General features: G+C 63.4%; 1 protein-coding gene. It reads left to right on the top strand.

Going from position 1 to position 19635, the window contains the following annotated elements:
* Nucleotides 1–371 precede the first annotated feature (371 nt).
* The gene (locus tag M2331_RS13610; RefSeq protein ID WP_319801504.1) at nt 372–19397 is read left to right on the top strand and encodes a YDG domain-containing protein; all 19026 of its coding nucleotides are present in this window, start codon (nt 372–374) and stop codon (nt 19395–19397) included.
* Nucleotides 19398–19635: the final 238 nt, after the last annotated feature.

Below are 19635 nucleotides of genomic sequence, written 5' to 3'. Positions count from 1 at the left end.
GAAATATTCAAGTAATTTTACACGTAACTTAATGTTACATTGCAACAGTTATTGTCTGACTTATGCTTATTGTTACTAATACTATCAATTAGGAATTTGTTTACGACGATAAAATAGTGGGATCTTCTGAAATTTATTTAGCAGTCACAAGATATGCCAAGGGCGTAATTGAGTGATCAGTCTAAAAATTAAGGAAGCAATTGATGCCTGCTCGTTCCGCTGTTCGCTCCGCAACGTTGAAGTCACTGCCGATCTTTGGGCTTTCGCTGGCAGGTCTTCTCCCGATGACCGCGCCCGCGTTTGCGCAGACGCTTCCCACCGCCGGTCAAATCGTGATGGGTCAGGCGACAATTGAGTCGCATAACGACACGATGACCGTGCAACAGTCGTCGTCGAAGGCGATCATCGACTGGAACGGATTCTCCATCGCTAAGGGCGCGACCGTAGACTTCCGCAATGGCACTGGCGGCGCGACGCTCAACCGGGTCAAAGGCAGCGAGGCAAGCCTGATCGATGGGCTGATGAAGGGCGAAGGCTCGGTCTATCTCATCAACAAGAACGGCATCGTCGTTGGCAAGACGGGCGAGATCAACGTTGGCGGCCGCTTCGTCGGTTCTACTCAGGACATGTCCAACGAGAGCTTTCTGGCGGGCGGGGACCTCACACTCGCAGGCGCGAGCGAAGCGACGATCGTGAACTACGGCAAGATTGGCAGCGTGGGGGGCGATGTCGCCCTTATCGCAGCCAAGGTTGTTAACGAAGGAGAGATTCGCGCTGAAAAGGGCGATGTCGGCCTGCTCGCCGGCTATCAGGTGCTTCTGCGCGACCAAGCACTCTCGGACGGAAAGTTCTCCGTCGTCATCGGCGGTGCCGGCACGTCGGCGACCAATGCCGGTTCCATCGAAGCGCTGAACGCAGAACTGCGCGCCCAGGGGGGCAATGTTTATGCGCTCGCCGGCAATAGCTCAGGCGTGATCAACGCCACCGGCGTTTCCGCAAAGGACGGCCGCATCTTCCTCACCGCCGGCGAAGGCGGCGAGGCGCATGTTTCCGGCACGCTGACGGCCCGCAAGGCGGACGGCGCCGGCGGCGCAATCGAAGTCGCGGCGACGAACATCCTTCTTGGTCAGGGCGCCATCCTCGACGCCTCCGGCACCAGTGGGGGCACCGTGCTTGTCGGAGGCGACTGGCAGGGCGGCGCGGACGCTTCGCTGAAGGTCGCCGACCATGACGTCTCCAGAGCACAGGCGGTCGTCATGGCGGATACGGCCAAGATCGACGTTTCGGCGACGGAAGGCGCTGGCGGCAAGGCCGTGCTGTGGTCGGACCATTACACCAACTTCGCCGGACGGATCGACGCGCATGGCGCGACAGACGGCGGCATGGTCGAGACGTCGTCCACGGGTAACCTGCAGGCTGTGGGCCAGGTCGATGCGGCTGGCGCGGCCGGGATGGCGGGCCAATGGCTGCTCGATCCCGCTGACATCACCATTTCCACGGGAACGACCAGTAACGGTAACTTCTCGGGCAGCGACCCGTTCACCTTCACGCCGACCACCTCGACCTCGATCGCCAACGTTTCCCAGATCAACAGCGCTCTCAGCGCCGGCACAAGCGTCCGGATCGCGACCGGCACAACCTCTCCGACCGGTGGATCGGGTGATATCACGCTCGACGCGGGTGCCACGATCGCCAAGACCGGATCGGCCGACGCAACGCTGAGCCTTCTGGCATACCGACACATCAAGCTGAATGGCTCGATCAGTGCATCGGGTGTCGGGACCGGCAAGCTCAACGTCGTGCTGAACAGCCGATATGATGATGCCGCAAATGGCACGCGTGTCGGCAGCGTCGCCGTCGCCGGCAGCATCAACACCAATGGTGGCAACCTCTTCATCGGCGGGGGTCTGGATGCCGCGGGGGCGGCGCAGGATGCCGCGACCAGCGGCGTCGATATCACCGGCGTAATCAACGCAGGCGGGGGCAACGTCGCCATCAAGGGCGCCAATACCGGCTCTGCCAGCAATGGCGTCCGCTTTGGCATCGGCGGTTCGATCATCACCTCGGCAACCGGCGGCATATCGATCGAGGGTTCGGCAACCGGGAGCAACAACGCGATCGCGATCCTGAGCGGTTCAGGCGCCATTACCGCGGGTAGCGGCGGCATCGTCCTGAAGGGCACCGCGCAGACTGGTTCGGCGCTCTCAAGCGCGTCTACCTCGGACATCACGAGTGCCGGCGGCATCACGATCACCGGCAACAAGAACGTTACGATCGCCAACAAGCTGGTTGCCTCCGGGGCGTCCGGCGCGATCACCGTTGGCACGACCGCCGGCAACATCAGCCTGGGCGCCCTCAGCGGTTCGGGCGACATCAACGTTGTGAGCCCCGGCACGCTGACGTTCGGCGCCGTGACGCAGAACGGCACCGGCAATATGCTGTTCTCCAGCGCTGGCGCGCTTTCTACCACCGCTGCGATCAACAAGACCGGCGGAGACCTTTCGACCCTCACGCTGAAGGCGGCCACGGACCTGTCCGTCGGCGGCGCAATCACTGCGTCGACCGGTGCCAAGCTGAATGTCTATCTCAACAGCCGCGCCAGCGACGGCGCATCGGGCACGATCTCGATCAGCAAGAGCATCAGCACGGCGGGCGGCGACCTGGTGGCATGGGGCGGATCGGCCCTGCCCAATGTCGCGGATCTGACGACCACGGGTTCGGCGAAGTCTGCTGCGGATTCCAACGGCATTCTCGTCACGGGCACGGGCACCACGCTGGATGCAGCCGGCGGCAACATCGGTTTCGCGGGCGAGGCTCATACCGTCAAGGGAAGCGCGGGCATAGCTGGGGTGCGTTTCGATACCGGTACCGTCGTCAAGACCAGCGGAACCGGATCGATCGGGATCAAGGCGACCGGCAATGCCAACTACGGCCTTGTCAGTCTCGCGAATATGTCCACCGCGTCCGGCGCCATTAATATCCTGGGGACCAGCGCCGGCGCTGCGTTCGCAGGTGTCGGCGTACTCTTGTCCAACGGCGCTTCGGTGTCGACCGGCTCCGGCAATATCACAATGCAGGGTCAGGCAACGGGCGCCGACACCGGGTTGATGATCAACTCCAGTACTGCAGCGGGGATCACGTCCACCAGCGGCAAGATCACCCTGACCGGTACGGCGAGCGGCGCGAACGCCGTTGAAGGTATCGCGTTCATCGGCGCGGGCCTTCAGACCATCAGCACCGGCGGCGCGATCAGCATGACCGCCACCGGCGGCTCGACCTCCTTCAATGGCGTGCGGCCCAAGACAGCGCTGCTGTTCGGCGCCGGGTCTACCCCTCTCACGATCAGCGCGGGCGGCGATCTGACAATCACTGCTAGTGCGACGAGCGGAGCCGACACGGCGATCACAGCTCAGGCAGGTGGAGTATCTTCGCAACTGCCAAACGGTTCCTCGATCAGCAGCGGTGGCGCCCTGTCAATCAATGGCACTGCGCCCAGCAAGGGCATCGTCATGGGCGACATGGCGATCACTGCGGGCAGCAACGCGTCGATCGCGTCCAGCAGCGGCGACATCACTTTCGGTCAGTTTACATCGAACGGCGGGACTGTGTCGGTGAAGGCCGCGGGCAAGCTGACGACTGGCGCGATCAATCTCGCGACCACCGGCAATACCCTGCTCCAGGGCGATGGCCTATCGCTCGGTGCGATCACCAAGAAGGGTTCCGCAGCCGGCGCCTCCAATCTGACCATCAAGTCGATCACGAACATTGTGGTGGACAATGACATCACCACGGAAAGTGGTGCCGGCAAGATGAACGTCACCCTGAACAGCCGCTCAAATGACGGTGCGACGGGCTACATCACGGTCAACAAGAAGATTGCATCGGGTGGCGGCGACATCAACCTCTATGGTGGCACAGCGGCCGACATGAGCGGTGCCGCCATCGGCAACAGCGAAAGCGGAATTTCCATCTCGCTCAGCGCTGGATCGACGCTTGACGCGAACGGAGGCAACATCTTCCTGCGCGGCGGTGACCTCGTGAACTCGGTCGCCGCCAACGGCGTCTTTTTCGGCGGTACTGTCACGACGAGCGGCCTCGGCGGCATCACTGCTTTCGGTAACACTGCTACCAATTACACTGGCGTATACATCGGCGGCGCAACCTTGACCGCTGGTGATGGGGGCATCAAGCTCACCGGCGTCAGCAGCAATACCGTTTCGCCTGCAAATGGTTCGGGAATTCGCATCGCGGGCAGCGCCGCGACAAACATCACCACGACGGGCGACCTCACGCTTACCGGAACCTCCACCGGATATCTGGGGATTCGCGTTGATACGAGCGCGACAGGTGCGGTCCTTAAGGGAACCAATGTCGCGCTGAACGGCTACTCGCTGGGCGGCGCGAACAGCACCAACGGCATATTGTTCTCCAACGCCAACGACTTCAAGATCACGGGAACGAACAAGGTTTCGATCACCGGAACCGGCGGGGCTACGACCGCCGGCGGCGCAGCCAGGTCTGCAATCTCCTTTGGCACCGCTACCAACAATCCGGCCATAGCGACGATCGAGGCCGGCAGCGGCGGTGTGCTAATCGACGGGACAGGCGCGGACAGCAACGCCGTCCACAGTATCGACAGCTGGAGCAGCACGGCTGATCAGGCCGCGCCGAATCTCAAGATCATCTCGGCAGGCGCCGTTGAAATGATCGGCAACAAAAACGTTATTTATCGTGGAACCATTACCCAGACAGGGGGCGGCGCGAGCAAGCTCAGCACGGGGACCGGTGGTGTGGTGCTATACCAGTACACCGGCACAAATGCCGACTCGCTGACGCTCAGCAATCTGTCCGGCGACATTAGCGTGATCGGAAAGATTACGACAACCAAGGACCTTAAGATCCAGGCGGCCGGGGGGGCGGTTCTCGTAGCCGGAGCTGCGACGAATGCAGTTCCCGCAGATGCGGCGATCATTTCGGGTGGCGGGCTCAGCATCACGGCGCTCGGAAGCGTCACCACCCAGACGCTCAGCCAGACGGGCGCGACGGGCGTGGTCGAAATCCGCTCAGATACGGCTGCGGTCTCTACCAACACGATCGATATCAAAACTGCGGCTCGCACCGACATCAAGGCGGCAACGACGCTGACGACCGGCGCCATCACCCTGAACGGCGCCAGCGCCGTCACGCTTGACGCGGGGGCGGCCCTGACTCCGGCCGCGATCACCAAGAAGGCGATCGCAACCGGTGCGTCCTCCCTGACCCTCAAGTCGGCGAGTGACATCACCATCGCCAACGCGATCACGACGGAGGCCAATGCCGGCAAGCTCGACGTCACGATCAACGCCCGCTCTGGCGGCGCGGCGACCGGCACGGTCGCGGTGAATGCGGATGTCGTCACGCAGGGCGGTGCCATCGCAATCGGCGGCGGCACGACCGGCAGCGAAGGTACAATCGGCTCGACCAATACCGGCATTCTGGTCGCGAGCGGCATCAAGCTCGATGCCCGGCGTGCGGGCACGGACGGCGGAAACATCTCGCTGATCTCCAAGAACAGCTCCGCGAACTCGGCGATCTGGCTCAACACCTCGACCTCGCTTCTCAGCAGTGGGTCGGGCTCCATCACGCTCGACGGCGACGCCTCTGCAAGCACGGGGGGACGCGGTATCACCATTAGCGGCAGCACGATCCAGACCGGAACCGGCGCCATCTCTTTGACGGCCAAGTCGAACACCTGGGCCGCGCTCGGTATCAACAACACCACGGACACGCTGATCTCCACGGCCGGCGATGTCACACTGACCGGCTCCGCGTCGAGCAACAGCGGTGTCTGGAAATCAAGCGCTGGTCTTTTGACGGTCACCGGCCGGAACGTGACGCTGGATGGCAAGTCCACCGGCGGCGCGGGCAGCGTCCAGGGCATCTACCTTAACCACAGCGGCGCGATCACCCTAACGGGCTCAAACTCGGTGACGTTGAAGGGCGCAGGCGGCGCCGTCGCGGGCGGCGACTCGAGTGCGTCCGCGATCGCGTTCGGCAGCAGCAGTTACAACACGGCTGTCACAATCAACGCAGGGGCTGGTGGCCTAAATGTCGAAGCCAATGCCGAAAGCACCGCTGCCTGGGGCTTTGACAATTACTCGCCTTCGGGTGCCTCGGCCGTCAAATATAATGTGGCAGGCGCGATCAACGTGACGTCCAACAAGGGCGTGCTCATGTATGGCAAGATCACCCAGACCGGGTCGGCCGCCAGCGCTATTACGTCGACCGGCGGGGCTGTCGTGCTCGGTCGGACCGGTTTTGTGGACACCAGCTTCGAGGGCGCGCTCACCGCTTCCGGTCTCGATGTCACCACCGGCGTACTGACTGTCGGTGGAGCGCTCTCCGCCACCGCGACTGGCACGGCCATCAATTTGGGCACGGTCACCGCCAAATCATCGATGATGCTGGATGCCGCAACGTCCATCACCACCGGCACGATCACTCAGCCTTCCAACACCAATGCCGGCGATCTCACCCTGAAGGCCGGCACCACAATCTCGACCGGCGCGATTAACTGGGCGACGGGCAACATGACGCTCAGCTCCGGTTCGGACCTGACCCCGGCGACGATCACGAAAATCGCAGGCGCCCTGGGCACCTCGACCCTCACTGTGAAGTCCAACGGCAACGTCACTGTCGCGAATGCGATCCAGGCGGCCGCCGGTGCGGGACCGCTCAACGTCATCCTCAACAGCCGTGCAGCCGATGCGGCAAGCGGCACGGTGACCGTGTCCACCGCCATCACTACCCGTGGCGGCAACATCCTTCTGCGCGGCGGCTCCGCAGCGCTCGGGACGATCGGTGATCCGTCTGCTTCGACAGCGGCATTTACCGCTTTCGCAACGGAAATGGGCAAGACCGGAACGGCTATCAGCCTTGCCGGCGCAGGCTTGCTGAATGCGGGTGGCGGCGACATCCAGCTTCGCGGAACCACGGCGACGGCTGGGCTCAGCCTCACCACCGGCACGCTGGCCACCACTGGCACCGGCGCCATCAAACTCTACGGCTACAGCTCGTCGGCGACGGCGAGCGGCGCGGGGAGTGCCGTCAATATCACGGGCGCCAACGTGTCGACCGTCGATGGCGATCTGACGATCATGGGGGCGACGAACCAGCTCGCCACTTCGGACGCCGTGCACATCGAAAACGCATCGGTGACCTCGTCCAAGGGCAATGTCCTGATCGTCGGCGCATCCCGGCGTGGCGCTGCGGGCGCCGGAAACCTGACCGGCGTGGTCATGAAGAATGCCACCGTCGGCGTGAATGGCGCCGGCGCGGCAAGCAATCTCACCATCATCGGTCAGGGCGGCGGCGGTGCCACAGGCGGCGTCGGCGTCTATCTCGCCGGCGGCTCCGTGGTGTCGACCTCCTCTGGCACAACCTCGATCCTCGGCGGAAGCGGCGGCGGTTCCGGAACGACCAACTACGGCATCTATCTCGACCAGAACGGTAGCGCTTCTCCGCTCGTGAACACCACGGGCAGCGGTGCAGTGACGCTGGAAGGCCGTACCGGAGGTCTCGACAACCAGACCTTTGGCGGCACGGACATTGGCATCTATCAGGGTCCGAACGGTTCGGCCCTGATCGGAAACGGTGGCAGCGGCGGTCTCACGCTGATCGCCAACAAGATGGCACTCAACAATGGCGGCGGAAACCCCGCACTGCTGAACACCACTGGCGCCCTGGTGCTGCGCCCGCAGGCGGGTGGCGCCTTCATCGTCGACAGCAATATCCTGCCGGCGCTGGTCGCCAACAACAGCTATCGGGCGAACTATTCGTCGGTCACCTTCGGGTCGACGGATGCCGCCTCGCTGATCTTCAACACCACGGCGACGGCGAACAACTATGCGGCAACCGCGCCGCTGAACCTTGCGTCCGGCGGAAGCATCGCAATTGGTGGCACGAATGCGCTCACGGCTGCCGGCGGTCTCGTCTTGCGGGCCGGCGGGGCTGTCACGCAGTCGGTGGCCATTACGACAAATGCGCTGCGCGGTACTGCAGGCTCCCTGAGCTTCACCAATGCGCTGAACGATATCACTGGGCTGGGACCGATGGCAGTGACAGGCGATCTGTCACTCGCGACGCGAACTGGGCTGACGATCAACGGAGCGGTGACGACCGGAACCGGTCTGATCCGGGCGGGTGGTGATCTCACCTTCGCCGCAGGAAGCTCCATCACCGCTTCGGGCTCAGGAACGGCGCTCAACCTGACTACCGCCACGAAGGTGATCAACCAGGCAGGCGCGTCGGCGCTCGCCGCGCCGGGCGGCCGCTGGCTGATCTGGTCGCAATCGCCGACGGCGGACTCGCTTGGCGCGCTTTCTTATGGCTTCCGTCAATATGGTGCCGTCTATGGCGCCACGACGCCGGCCCTCGCCACGGGCAATGGCATGCTCTACACGGCCACGCCCTCGGTCTCGGTGGCGCTGACCGGCACCTACAGCCGGGATTATGACGGTACCACCGATGCCGCCTTGGCACAGTCCAACTTCGTGGCGACTGGCCTCTCGGGCACGGAGCGGGCTACAGTCTACTCCACCGCGTCGTTCGACACCAAGAATGTGGGAACCGGCAAGACCATCCTGGCCGACGATCTGGCGGTGGTAGTCCGCGACGGCAATGTGAAGGTGTTCGGCTACGCGCTGTCCAACTTCTCCGCGACGGGCGCGATCGGCGCGATCACACCCAAGCTCCTCACCGCCGGTCTCACAGGTGATGTGAGCAAGGTTTATGACGCCGGCGTGTCGGCAGTCATGCAGGCTTCCAACTACACGCTGACCGGCGTGATCGGTACGGAGGCAGTCGATCTCGTCAAGCCCGGCACAGGCGTGTTTTCCGACAAGAATGCTGGCAGCAACAAACTGGTGACCGTTAACGGCCTGACGCTCAGCGGTGCCGATGCGTCGAACTACACGGTTGCCGCTAGCGTCTCGGGCAATATCGGCACGATTACGCCGAAAGCGCTGACCGCGAGCCTTACGGGAACCGTCAGCCGGACCTATGACGGCACGACTCTCGCCGGGATCATGGCCTCCAATGTGGCGCTCGACGGCGTGCTCGGGCTGGACGCAGTCACTGCCGCCAGCGGTCTGACCGGCAATTATGCGGACAGAAATGCGGGCACGGGCAAAATCATCAACGTCCAAGGCCTGAGGCTGACCGGCGTCGACGCCGCAAACTACACCGTCTCCTCCAGCGTTTCCGGCGCGATCGGTACGATCCTTGCCAAGGCGCTCACCCTGACGGCCGTGACCGATAGCAAGACCTATGACGGCACGACCCTCTCCGGTGGAACCGTTCGGGCCACCGGTCTCGTGCTCGGCGACGAGGTCAGCGCGACGCAGTCGTTCAACAGCCGCGATGCGGGTGCTCGCACCCTGCAGGTCGACGATGCCTATGTGATCTCCGACGGATTTGGCGGCGCCAACTATGTCGTCACGAAGGGCGCGGTAGCCAGCGGAACGATCGCAAAGCGCCTCGTGACCACCACGGTTAATGCCCAGGACAAGATCTATGACGGGCAGACCGGGGCAACGGGGAGCTTCACCTCCCTCGCCAACCGCCTGCTGAGCGACGATGTCTCGCTCGACACCAGCAATGGTCAGCTGGCCTTCCTGGATCGTAATGCCGGAACCGGCAAGGCGGTGGTCGCCAGCGGCTATGGCCTCACCGGGGCCGATGCCGCCAACTACACGCTGGGTGCCATTGGTGCGGGTGTGGCGAATATCAGCAAGGCGACGCTGACCCTCACCGCCGTAGCGGACAGCAAGGTCTATGACGGCAACGCCCTCTCGGCGGCGACGGTCCTGTCCTCCGGCCTGGTTGCCGGTGACATGGTCGTGGCCACCCAGGCATTCGACAGCAAGGCTGCGGGCAGCCGCAATCTCTCTGTCAACGGCTGGACGATCAGCGACGGAAATGGCGGCGGCAACTATATCGTCGCCAAGGTCGATGCGCTCGGGACGATCGGAAAGAAAACGATCTCGGGACAGCTCAGCGGTAACATCAGCAAGGTCTATGACCGCACAGTCGATGCGGTGCTGTCCGGCACCAGCCTCGACGGCGTTCTCTCCGGAGACACAGTCGTCGTCTCGGCCGGGCTTGCGGCCTATGCCGACGAGAACGCTGGTACGAACAAGCTGGTGACCGTCACTGGCATGGCTCTGGGTGGCGCTGACGGGGGCAACTATGTCCTCGCTCAGGACCACGCATCGGCTTATGTCGGAACGATCACGGCTCGCCAGGTCGTCGCTTCCAGCACCGGTGCTGGCGCCAAGACCTATGATGGCTCGAACCTGCTCGCCAATGGCCAGCTCGGGACGATCTCATTCGTCGCCACGGACGCCGACACGCGCGCCATGATGGCGTCCGATGGCGTGACATTCGACAGCAGCGTCGTTAGCGGCACGCTCGTTGACCGCAATGCCGGTACGGGCAAGGTGGTCACCCTCTCGGGCTATGCGCTCACCAATAACGGCTATGGAAACTATGTGCTGGCCGGTTCGACGGCGCAGGGCATGGCGGACGTCGCTCGCAAGGAGCTGGTGCTCACCGCGACGACTGACCACAAGGTCTATGACGGCGCAGTGACCTCGCTGGGCGTGGTTCAGTCGTCCGGCCTGATCGCCGGCGACACCGTCTCGGCAACGCAGATCTTCGACAGCAAGGATGCCGGCAGCCGGATGCTGGTCGTCAACGACTATGCCATTGCGGATGGCAATGGCGGCGGCAATTACGCCGTCACCAAAAACGCCGTGGCGGGCCTGATCGAAAAACGGGTCGTCAGCACGAGCGTCATCGCCAACGACAAGATCTATGACGGCACGACGGCTGCGACGGGCAGCTTCGGCACGATCAACAATGTCGTGTCGGGCGAGACGCTGAATGTTATCGGCACCTTGACGTTCGACAGCCGCAATGCCGCCGCCAACCGGGCGGTCTCCGTCTCGAACGCCACCCTCACCGGGGCGGACGCGCGTAACTATGTGCTCGACCCGATTGCCGATGGCAGCGCTTCGATCAGCAAGGCGAACCTGACCCTGACCGCGGGCGCCGACACGAAGGTCTACGACGGGAAGACCGACTCCACGGGCACTGTCCTTGCGACCGGCCTCGGCATGGGCGACAGCTTCACGGCGACGCAGAGCTTCGACAACAAGGACGCCGGCGCTCGCACGCTGAACGTGAATGGCGGCTACCAGATCCTGGATGGCAATGGCGGCGACAACTACATCGTCACCCTTGCCACCAACGCCGGCACCATCACGAAGCGCGTGGTGACGACGGGCGTCATCGTCGACAGCAAGGTCTACGACGGCACCACCGACGCCACGGGCAGCTTCAGCGTGCTGGACAATGTCCTGACCGGCGAAATCGTCCTGATGGACGGCGGTATCCTCACCTTCGCCGACAGGAACGTCGGCGTAGGCAAGGTTGTGACCGTGACTGGCGCGACGCTGACCGGCGCCGATGCCGGCAACTACGTGCTGAGCAATGTTGCCAACGGCACGGGCACCATCACCGCCAAGGAGCTGACGCTCACGGCGGTCGGCGATACCAAGATCTATGATGGGAGCGTCGCCTCTTCCGGCTTCGTCCATATCGATGGGCTGGTGGCTGGCGACAATGTGATCGCGACGCAGGTCTTCGACGGCAAGACAGCAGGCGACCACCTGCTGCAAGTCCACGATTGGACGGTGAGCGACGGCAACCGTGGCGGTAACTACACCGTTCGCATCGGTGACGCCGTGGCCGGCACGATCGAAAAGCGCGTCATCAACGCGGCGGTCATCGTCAACGACAAGGTCTATGACGGCACGACTGCGGCGGTGGGCACCTTTGCGGGCCTCACCGGCTACGTCTCGGGCGACGACATTGGGATGGACAGCAGCAGCGGCACGCTGGCATTCCTCGATCGCAACGCCGGAAATGGCAAGGCGGTCACAGTTACCGGCGCAAATCTGAGCGGCGCTGACGCGGGCAACTACGTGCTCGGCAACGTGGCCAGCGGCACGGCCAACATCTCGAAGGCGGTGCTGACGCTGACGGCATCGGACGACGCCAAGGTGTACGACGGCACGGTTCTTTCCAACGGCATCGTCGGGGTGACCGGTCTGGTCAGCAGCGACACGATCAGCGGTGTGACGCAGGCGTTCGACAGCAAGGCCGCGGGCAACCGGATCATGAAGGTGAACGGCTGGACGCTGGCTGACGGCAATGACGGCGGCAACTACACCGTGGTGAAGGTCGATGCGGCCGGCACGATTGATCGCAAGACGATCAGCGGTGCGCTCGCCGGCGTGGTCAGCAAGGTCTATGACGGCAAGGACGTTGCCACGATCCTGCCGACCAACCTGGACGGCGTGGTCGCAGGGGACGCTGTCACGGTTTCGGCCGCCAGCGCGACCTATGCCGACAAGAATGCCGGCACGAACAAGCTGGTGACCGTCACAGGCATGACGCTGAACGGCGCGGATGCGCTGAACTACGTGCTCGACCGGGATTATGCCTCGGCGAATGTCGGCACGATCACGGCGCGTCAGGTGAATGTGAGCACCACCGGACGCGGCGCCAAGGTCTATGACGGCACCACGGGCTTCGGCGCGTCGCAAATGGGTACGCTTGAGTTCGTCATGGCGGACGGTGACGCCACGACCGCGGCTCTGCTGCTTGACGACCACGTGACGATTGACGCTTCGACGGTCTTCGGCAGCTTCGATGATCGCAATGCCGGCACGGGCAAGGGTGTTTCACTCGGCGGCTATACGCTCGCGAACAACACGTCCGGCAATTATGTTCTCGCGAACAACACGGTCCAGGGTCTCGCCAACGTCGCAAAGGCAGTGCTGACGCTGACGGCATCGGACGACGCCAAGGTGTATGACGGCACGGTTCTTTCCAACGGCATCGTCGGGGTGACCGGTCTGGTCAGCAGCGACACGATCAGCGGTGTGACGCAGGCGTTCGACAGCAAGGCTGCGGGCAACCGGATTATGAAGGTGAACGGCTGGACGCTGGCTGACGGCAATGAGGGCGGCAACTACACGGTGGTGAAGGTCGATGCGGCCGGCACGATTGATCGCAAGACGATCAGCGGTGCGCTCGCCGGCGTGGTCAGCAAGGTCTATGACGGCAAGGACGTTGCCACGATCCTGCCGACCAACCTGGACGGCGTGGTCGCAGGGGACGCTGTCACGGTTTCGGCCGCCAGCGCGACCTATGCCGACAAGAATGCCGGCACGAACAAGCTGGTGACCGTCACAGGCATGACGCTGAACGGCGCGGATGCGCTGAACTACGTGCTCGACCGGGATTACGCCTCGGCGAATGTCGGCACGATCACGGCGCGTCAGGTGAATGTGAGCACCACCGGACGCGGCGCCAAGGTCTACGACGGCACCACCGGCTTCGGGGCGTCGCAAATGGGCAGCATCAGCTTTGCCGCGGCGCCTGGTGACATCGACACCTGGAACATGTTGCAGGCCGACGGCGTGTGGCTGGACGACAGCGGCGTCATCGGCGTGCTGGCCGATCGGAATGCCGGCTCCGGTAAGAGTGCCGTCCTTTCCGGCTTTACCCTCGCCAACAACGGCGCTGGCAACTACGTCCTGGCTTCCTCGTCGGCTCAGGCCGTCGTGGACGTGGCTCGCAAGACGCTGACACTGACTGCCTCGGGCGACAGCAAGGTCTATGACGGTTCGGTCCTCTCGGCTGGAATTGTCCAGGCTGACGGTCTCGTCGGTGGTGACACGATCGTCGCGACGCAGTCCTTCGACAGCCGGAATGCGGGCAACCGCGCGCTGAAGGTTTCCGAGTGGGCGATCAGCGACGACAACGACGGCAACAACTATACCGTGGTGAGGGTCGACGCCGCAGGCACGATTGCCAAGCGGACCGTGTCCAGCTCGGTCAGCGCCAATGACAAGATTTATGACGGCACCGTCACGGCAACCGGCGCGTTCGGCGAAATCGTGAACAAGGTGTCCGGCGATCAACTGACAGTGAATGCCGATCTTGCGTTTGCCGACAAGAATGCCGGCGCGGGCAAGACGGTAACGGTTGTGAATGCGCGCCTCGAAGGGGCGGACGCGGCCAACTATCAGCTCGATCCCATCGCGGTGACCAGCAACGTTGCGACCATCCACAAGGCGCTCCTGACCCTGACGGCCAGCACCGATCATAAGGTCTACGACGGCACAAACCTGTCGTTGGCTGCGGTGCAGCAGAGCGGCCTCGTCTCCGGCGACAGCTTCACGGCCACGCAGATATTTGACGGGAAGGACGCGGGCAGCCGCACCCTTCAGGTCGATGGCTGGACGATCAATGATGGCAATGGTGGCGGCAATTACGTGGTCACCCGTGGGGCTGCCGCTGCCGGTGTTATCGATCGCCGCACGGTTTCGACGTCGGTATTGGTGGACAGCCGTGAATATGACGGGACGACGTTTGCGACGGGTCTTTTTGGCCGGCTTGAGAATGTGGTCGGGAACGAGGATGTGACGCTGAGTGGCGGCACCTTGTCGTTCGCGGACCGCAACGCGGGCACGAACAAGACAGTGAATGTGAGCGGTGCGACGCTGGCGGGCGTGGATGCCGGGAACTACGTGCTGAGCACGGTGGCGAGCGGCACCGGAACGATCACGGCGAAGAATCTTGTCCTGAACGCGGTTGCCGACACCAAGGTGTATGACGGCGGCACGGGCTCGAACGGTCAGGTCGAAGCGATCGGCCTGGTTGGCGGCGACGTGGTCAATGCGTTCCAGAAGTTCGACGGCAAGAATGCAGGCGATCACCTGCTGCTGGTCGATCGGTGGACGGTTGCGGACGGCAATGGCGGCAACAACTATGTCGTCACCGTCGGCAACAGCGCGGCCGGGCGGATCACGCGCAAGGAAGTGCAGGTCACTTCGCAGGTCGACAACAAGACCTATGACGGCACGACCCTGGCGACCGGCACGATGACCGGCCTGTTCGGGCTGATCGGGTCCGACGACGTCACGGTCAATGGCAGCGGCCAGTTCACGTTCGTGGATCGCAATGCCGGCAACGGCAAGGCGGTGACGGTGAGTGGCGTGACCCTGTCGGGCGCGGACGCGGGCAACTATGTGCTCGGTGCGCTGGCGAACGGCACGGCGAACATCGCCAAGGCAGTGCTGACGCTGACGGCATCGGACGATGCCAAGGTGTATGACGGCACGGTTCTCTCCAATGGTCTGGTCGGCGTGACCGGTCTGGTCAGCGGCGACACGATCAGCGGTGTGACGCAGGCGTTCGACAGCAAGGCTGCGGGCAACCGGATCATGAAGGTGAACGGCTGGACGCTGGCTGACGGCAATGACGGCGGCAACTACACGGTGGTGAAGGTCGATGCGGCCGGCACGATCGGGCAGAAGCTGCTCACCGGCGCCCTGGTCGGCACGGTCGGCAAGGTTTACGACCGCAACGTCGACGCGACCCTGCTGGGCGCCAATCTCGACGGCGTGATCGCCGGCGACGCCGTGACGGTCTCGACCTCCAGTGCGAGCTATGCCGACAAGAATGCCGGCACGAACAAGCTGGTCACGGTGAACGGCATGGTGCTGGGCGGTCAGGATGCGGGCAACTACATCCTGCTCAACGACAGCGCTTCGGCCAATGTCGGCACGATCACAGCCCGCACGGTCGACGTCACCACCTTCGGACGTGGCGCCAAAACATATGACGGGACGACGACGCTCACATCTGCGCAGCTTGCTGCTCTGGAGCTTGGCGTCGCAGATGCCGATACGGCAGCCCTGATGTTCGCGGACGGTGTCAACTTCGACGGAAGCTCGCTCACCGGCACGCTGGCCGATCGCAACGCGGGCACCGGCAAAATCGTGATCCTGGGCGGCTACGCTCTGAACCACAACGAGCTGGGCAACTACGTTCTGGCCGCCACTCCGGCGCATGGCCTCGCAGATGTCGCCCGCAAGGCACTGGTGCTAACCGCCGCAACTGACAGCAAGATCTATGACGGCAACAATGCATCGTCCGGAACGGTCACCTTTGACGGGCTCGTCAGCGGAGACACGGCGACCGCGACGCAGAAGTTCGACGGCAAGGATGCGGGTAGCCGCGCCCTGATCGTGGGCAACTGGTCGATCGACGATGGCGCCGACGGTGGCAACTACGCCGTCCGCACGGTCGACGTGGCTGGCACGATCGCCAAGCGGACCGTGTCCAGCTCGGTCACCGTGAATGACAAGGTCTACGACGGCACGACGTTTGCGACAGGCACCTTCGCGCCTCTGCAGAACGTGGTGGACGGCGAGAGCCTGGGCATTACCGGCACGCTGAACTTCAATGACAAGCATGTCGGACTTGGCAAGACGGTGACGGTCAGCAATGCCACGCTGACGGGGACGGACGCGCGCAACTATGTGCTCGATCCGGTCGCTCAGGGCACTGCCTCGATCGGCAAGGCAAACCTGGTGCTTGCGACCGTTAGCGACATCAAGGTCTATGATGGCTCGACGGACTCGGCTGCGACGGTCCAGGCTCGTGGTCTGGTCGCTGGCGACAGCTACACGGCTACCCAGTTCTTCGATAACAAGAACGCCGGTGCCCGTATCCTGAAGGTCAATGAAGGCTGGACGATCGACGATGGCAACGGCGGTAACAACTATTCCGTCACCATCGGCAACGGCGCGGCCGGTGCAATCACGCAGCGCACGGTTTCGACGTCGGTATTGGTGGACAGCCGTGAATATGACGGGACGACGTTTGCGACGGGTCTTTTTGGCCGGCTTGAGAATGTGGTCGGGAACGAGGATGTGACGCTGAGTGGCGGCACCTTGTCGTTCGCGGACCGCAACGCGGGCACGAACAAGACAGTGAATGTGAGCGGTGCGACGCTGGCGGGCGTGGATGCCGGGAACTACGTGCTGAGCACGGTGGCGAGCGGCACCGGAACGATCACGGCGAAGAATCTTGTCCTGAACGCGGTTGCCGACACCAAGGTGTATGACGGCGGCACGGGCTCGAACGGTCAGGTCGAAGCGATCGGCCTGGTTGGCGGCGACGTGGTCAATGCGTTCCAGAAGTTCGACGGCAAGAATGCAGGCGATCACCTGCTGCTGGTCGATCGGTGGACGGTTGCGGACGGCAATGGCGGCAACAACTATGTCGTCACCGTCGGCAACAGCGCGGCCGGGCGGATCACGCGCAAGGAAGTGCAGGTCACTTCGCAGGTCGACAACAAGACCTATGACGGCACGACCCTGGCGACCGGCACGATGACCGGCCTGTTCGGGCTGATCGGGTCCGACGACGTCACGGTCAATGGCAGCGGCCAGTTCACGTTCGTGGATCGCAATGCCGGCAACGGCAAGGCGGTGACGGTGAGTGGCGTGACCCTGTCGGGCGCGGACGCGGGCAACTATGTGCTCGGTGCGCTGGCGAACGGCACGGCGAACATCGCCAAGGCAGTGCTGACGCTGACGGCATCGGACGATGCCAAGGTGTATGACGGCACGGTTCTCTCCAATGGTCTGGTCGGCGTGACCGGTCTGGTCAGCGGCGACACGATCAGCGGTGTGACGCAGGCGTTCGACAGCAAGGCTGCGGGCAACCGGATCATGAAGGTGAACGGCTGGACGCTGGCTGACGGCAATGACGGCGGCAACTACACGGTGGTGAAGGTCGATGCGGCCGGCACGATCGGGCAGAAGCTGCTCACCGGCGCCCTGGTCGGCACGGTCGGCAAGGTTTACGACCGCAACGTCGACGCGACCCTGCTGGGCGCCAATCTCGACGGCGTGATCGCCGGCGACGCCGTGACGGTCTCGACCTCCAGTGCGAGCTATGCCGACAAGAATGCCGGCACGAACAAGCTGGTCACGGTGAACGGCATGGTGCTGGGCGGTCAGGATGCGGGCAACTACATCCTGCTCAACGACAGCGCTTCGGCCAATGTCGGCACGATCACAGCCCGCACGGTCGACGTCACCACCTTCGGACGTGGCGCCAAAACATATGACGGGACGACAAGCCTAGGCTCCGGCCAGCTTGGTTCGCTCACCTTCCTGATGGCCGATGGCGATGCGGAGACGCAGGGCCTGCTGGCAGCGGACGGAGTCTGGCTCGACACCAGCCTTGCGACCGGCATTCTTGCCGACCGCAACGCCGGAACGGGCAAGAGCGTCGACCTGACGGGTTACGCTCTTAGCGGCAACGCGCTGGGCAACTATGTGCTGGCTTCCGGCACCGCCCATGGTCTCGCCGACGTGGCTAGGGCACGGTTGACGCTGGATGCGGTTACAGACAGCAAGGTCTATGACGGCAACAGCCTGTCGTCCGGGCAGGTTCGAATTGAGGGCCTCGTCCAGGGTGACAGCGTGAGCGCAACCCAGTGGTTTGATGGCAAGGATGCCGGCACTCACATGCTCCGCGTCGGCGATGTCGCTCTGAGCGATGGCAATGACGGTGCCAACTATGTTGTGATGCTCGGCACCACGACCGGTAACATCGCCCAACGAACCCTCGTGGTGGCGCTGGATGATGCCAGCAAGCTGCAGGGCACTGTTGATCCTGCGCTGAGCTTCACGGTCGGCGGGGAAGGACTGGTCAGCGGCGACGCAGTGAGCGGGAGGGCCCAGCGTGAGGCGGGCGAGTCTGCCGGCACCTACTCGATAAACGGTGGCAGCATATCGGCGGGTGCCAATTATAGCATCCAGTTCACGGCAGGGCGGTTCACCATCGTGGCCGGTGACAACGGTGGCGGCGACAATGGTGGCAGCACTGGCGGCAGCAGCGGTGGCGGGACCGGCGGCAACAATGGCGGCGGCACCGGCGGCGACAATAGTGGCAGCACTGGCGGCAGCAGCGGTGGCGGGGCCGGCGGCAACAATGGCGGCAGCACCGGCGGTAACAATGGCGGCGGCACGGGCGGCAACAATGGTGGCGGCACCGGTGGCAACAATGGTGGCGGCACAGGCGGCAACAGCGGCGGCGGCACAGGCGGCAACAATGGTGGCGGTGTCATCACGCCTGAGATCGTCGAGGAAGGTCAGCAGGTCGGTGATCAGGTGACCCGCCCGCTCTCCGGCGCAATGCTCCAGTGGGGAATTCTCCCCGCCGGCGCAGCCGGGCTCAATCCCTACGCCGCCTTCGGTACCGGCGGCGCAGCATTCCTCGCCGGTGTTGCCCCGGACAATGTCCAGGTAACCTTCGACGCCGCGAACGGCCAGTATGTCCCCGTCGTTGACCAGGACGGTGAGCTTGACGGGGTCTGCCGTGCGGGTGCGACTGACGACGAGTGTTCGACGATTCAGGGACGTGGTCTTCCCTATTCGGCGAACCGGGTGATCGCGCCAAATCTGCGCTTCACCTTCAAGTGACCGGTGCCGGCGCGATGGGGTGTCGCGCCTCCCGGTAACGGATAGGCACGCCCTGCAACCCGCAGGGCGTGCCTATCTCGTCAATACATGTAGAATTTCAGAGTATAATCATCGTATATTTGAAGTGTAGACTCGCTGTTACATCGTAACATATTGTATCAATTCATGATATCTTGATACTAATCTGGATATTATCCAATTGTTAACCTCGATACGGCAAATAGCTATTCATGAAATC

The organism is Sphingobium sp. B10D7B (assembly GCF_025961955.1).
In the GTDB taxonomy this organism is placed as follows: domain Bacteria; phylum Pseudomonadota; class Alphaproteobacteria; order Sphingomonadales; family Sphingomonadaceae; genus Sphingobium.
The sequence above is the reverse complement of the archived record's forward strand: the minus strand, read 5'-3'. Positions and strand labels throughout refer to the sequence as shown.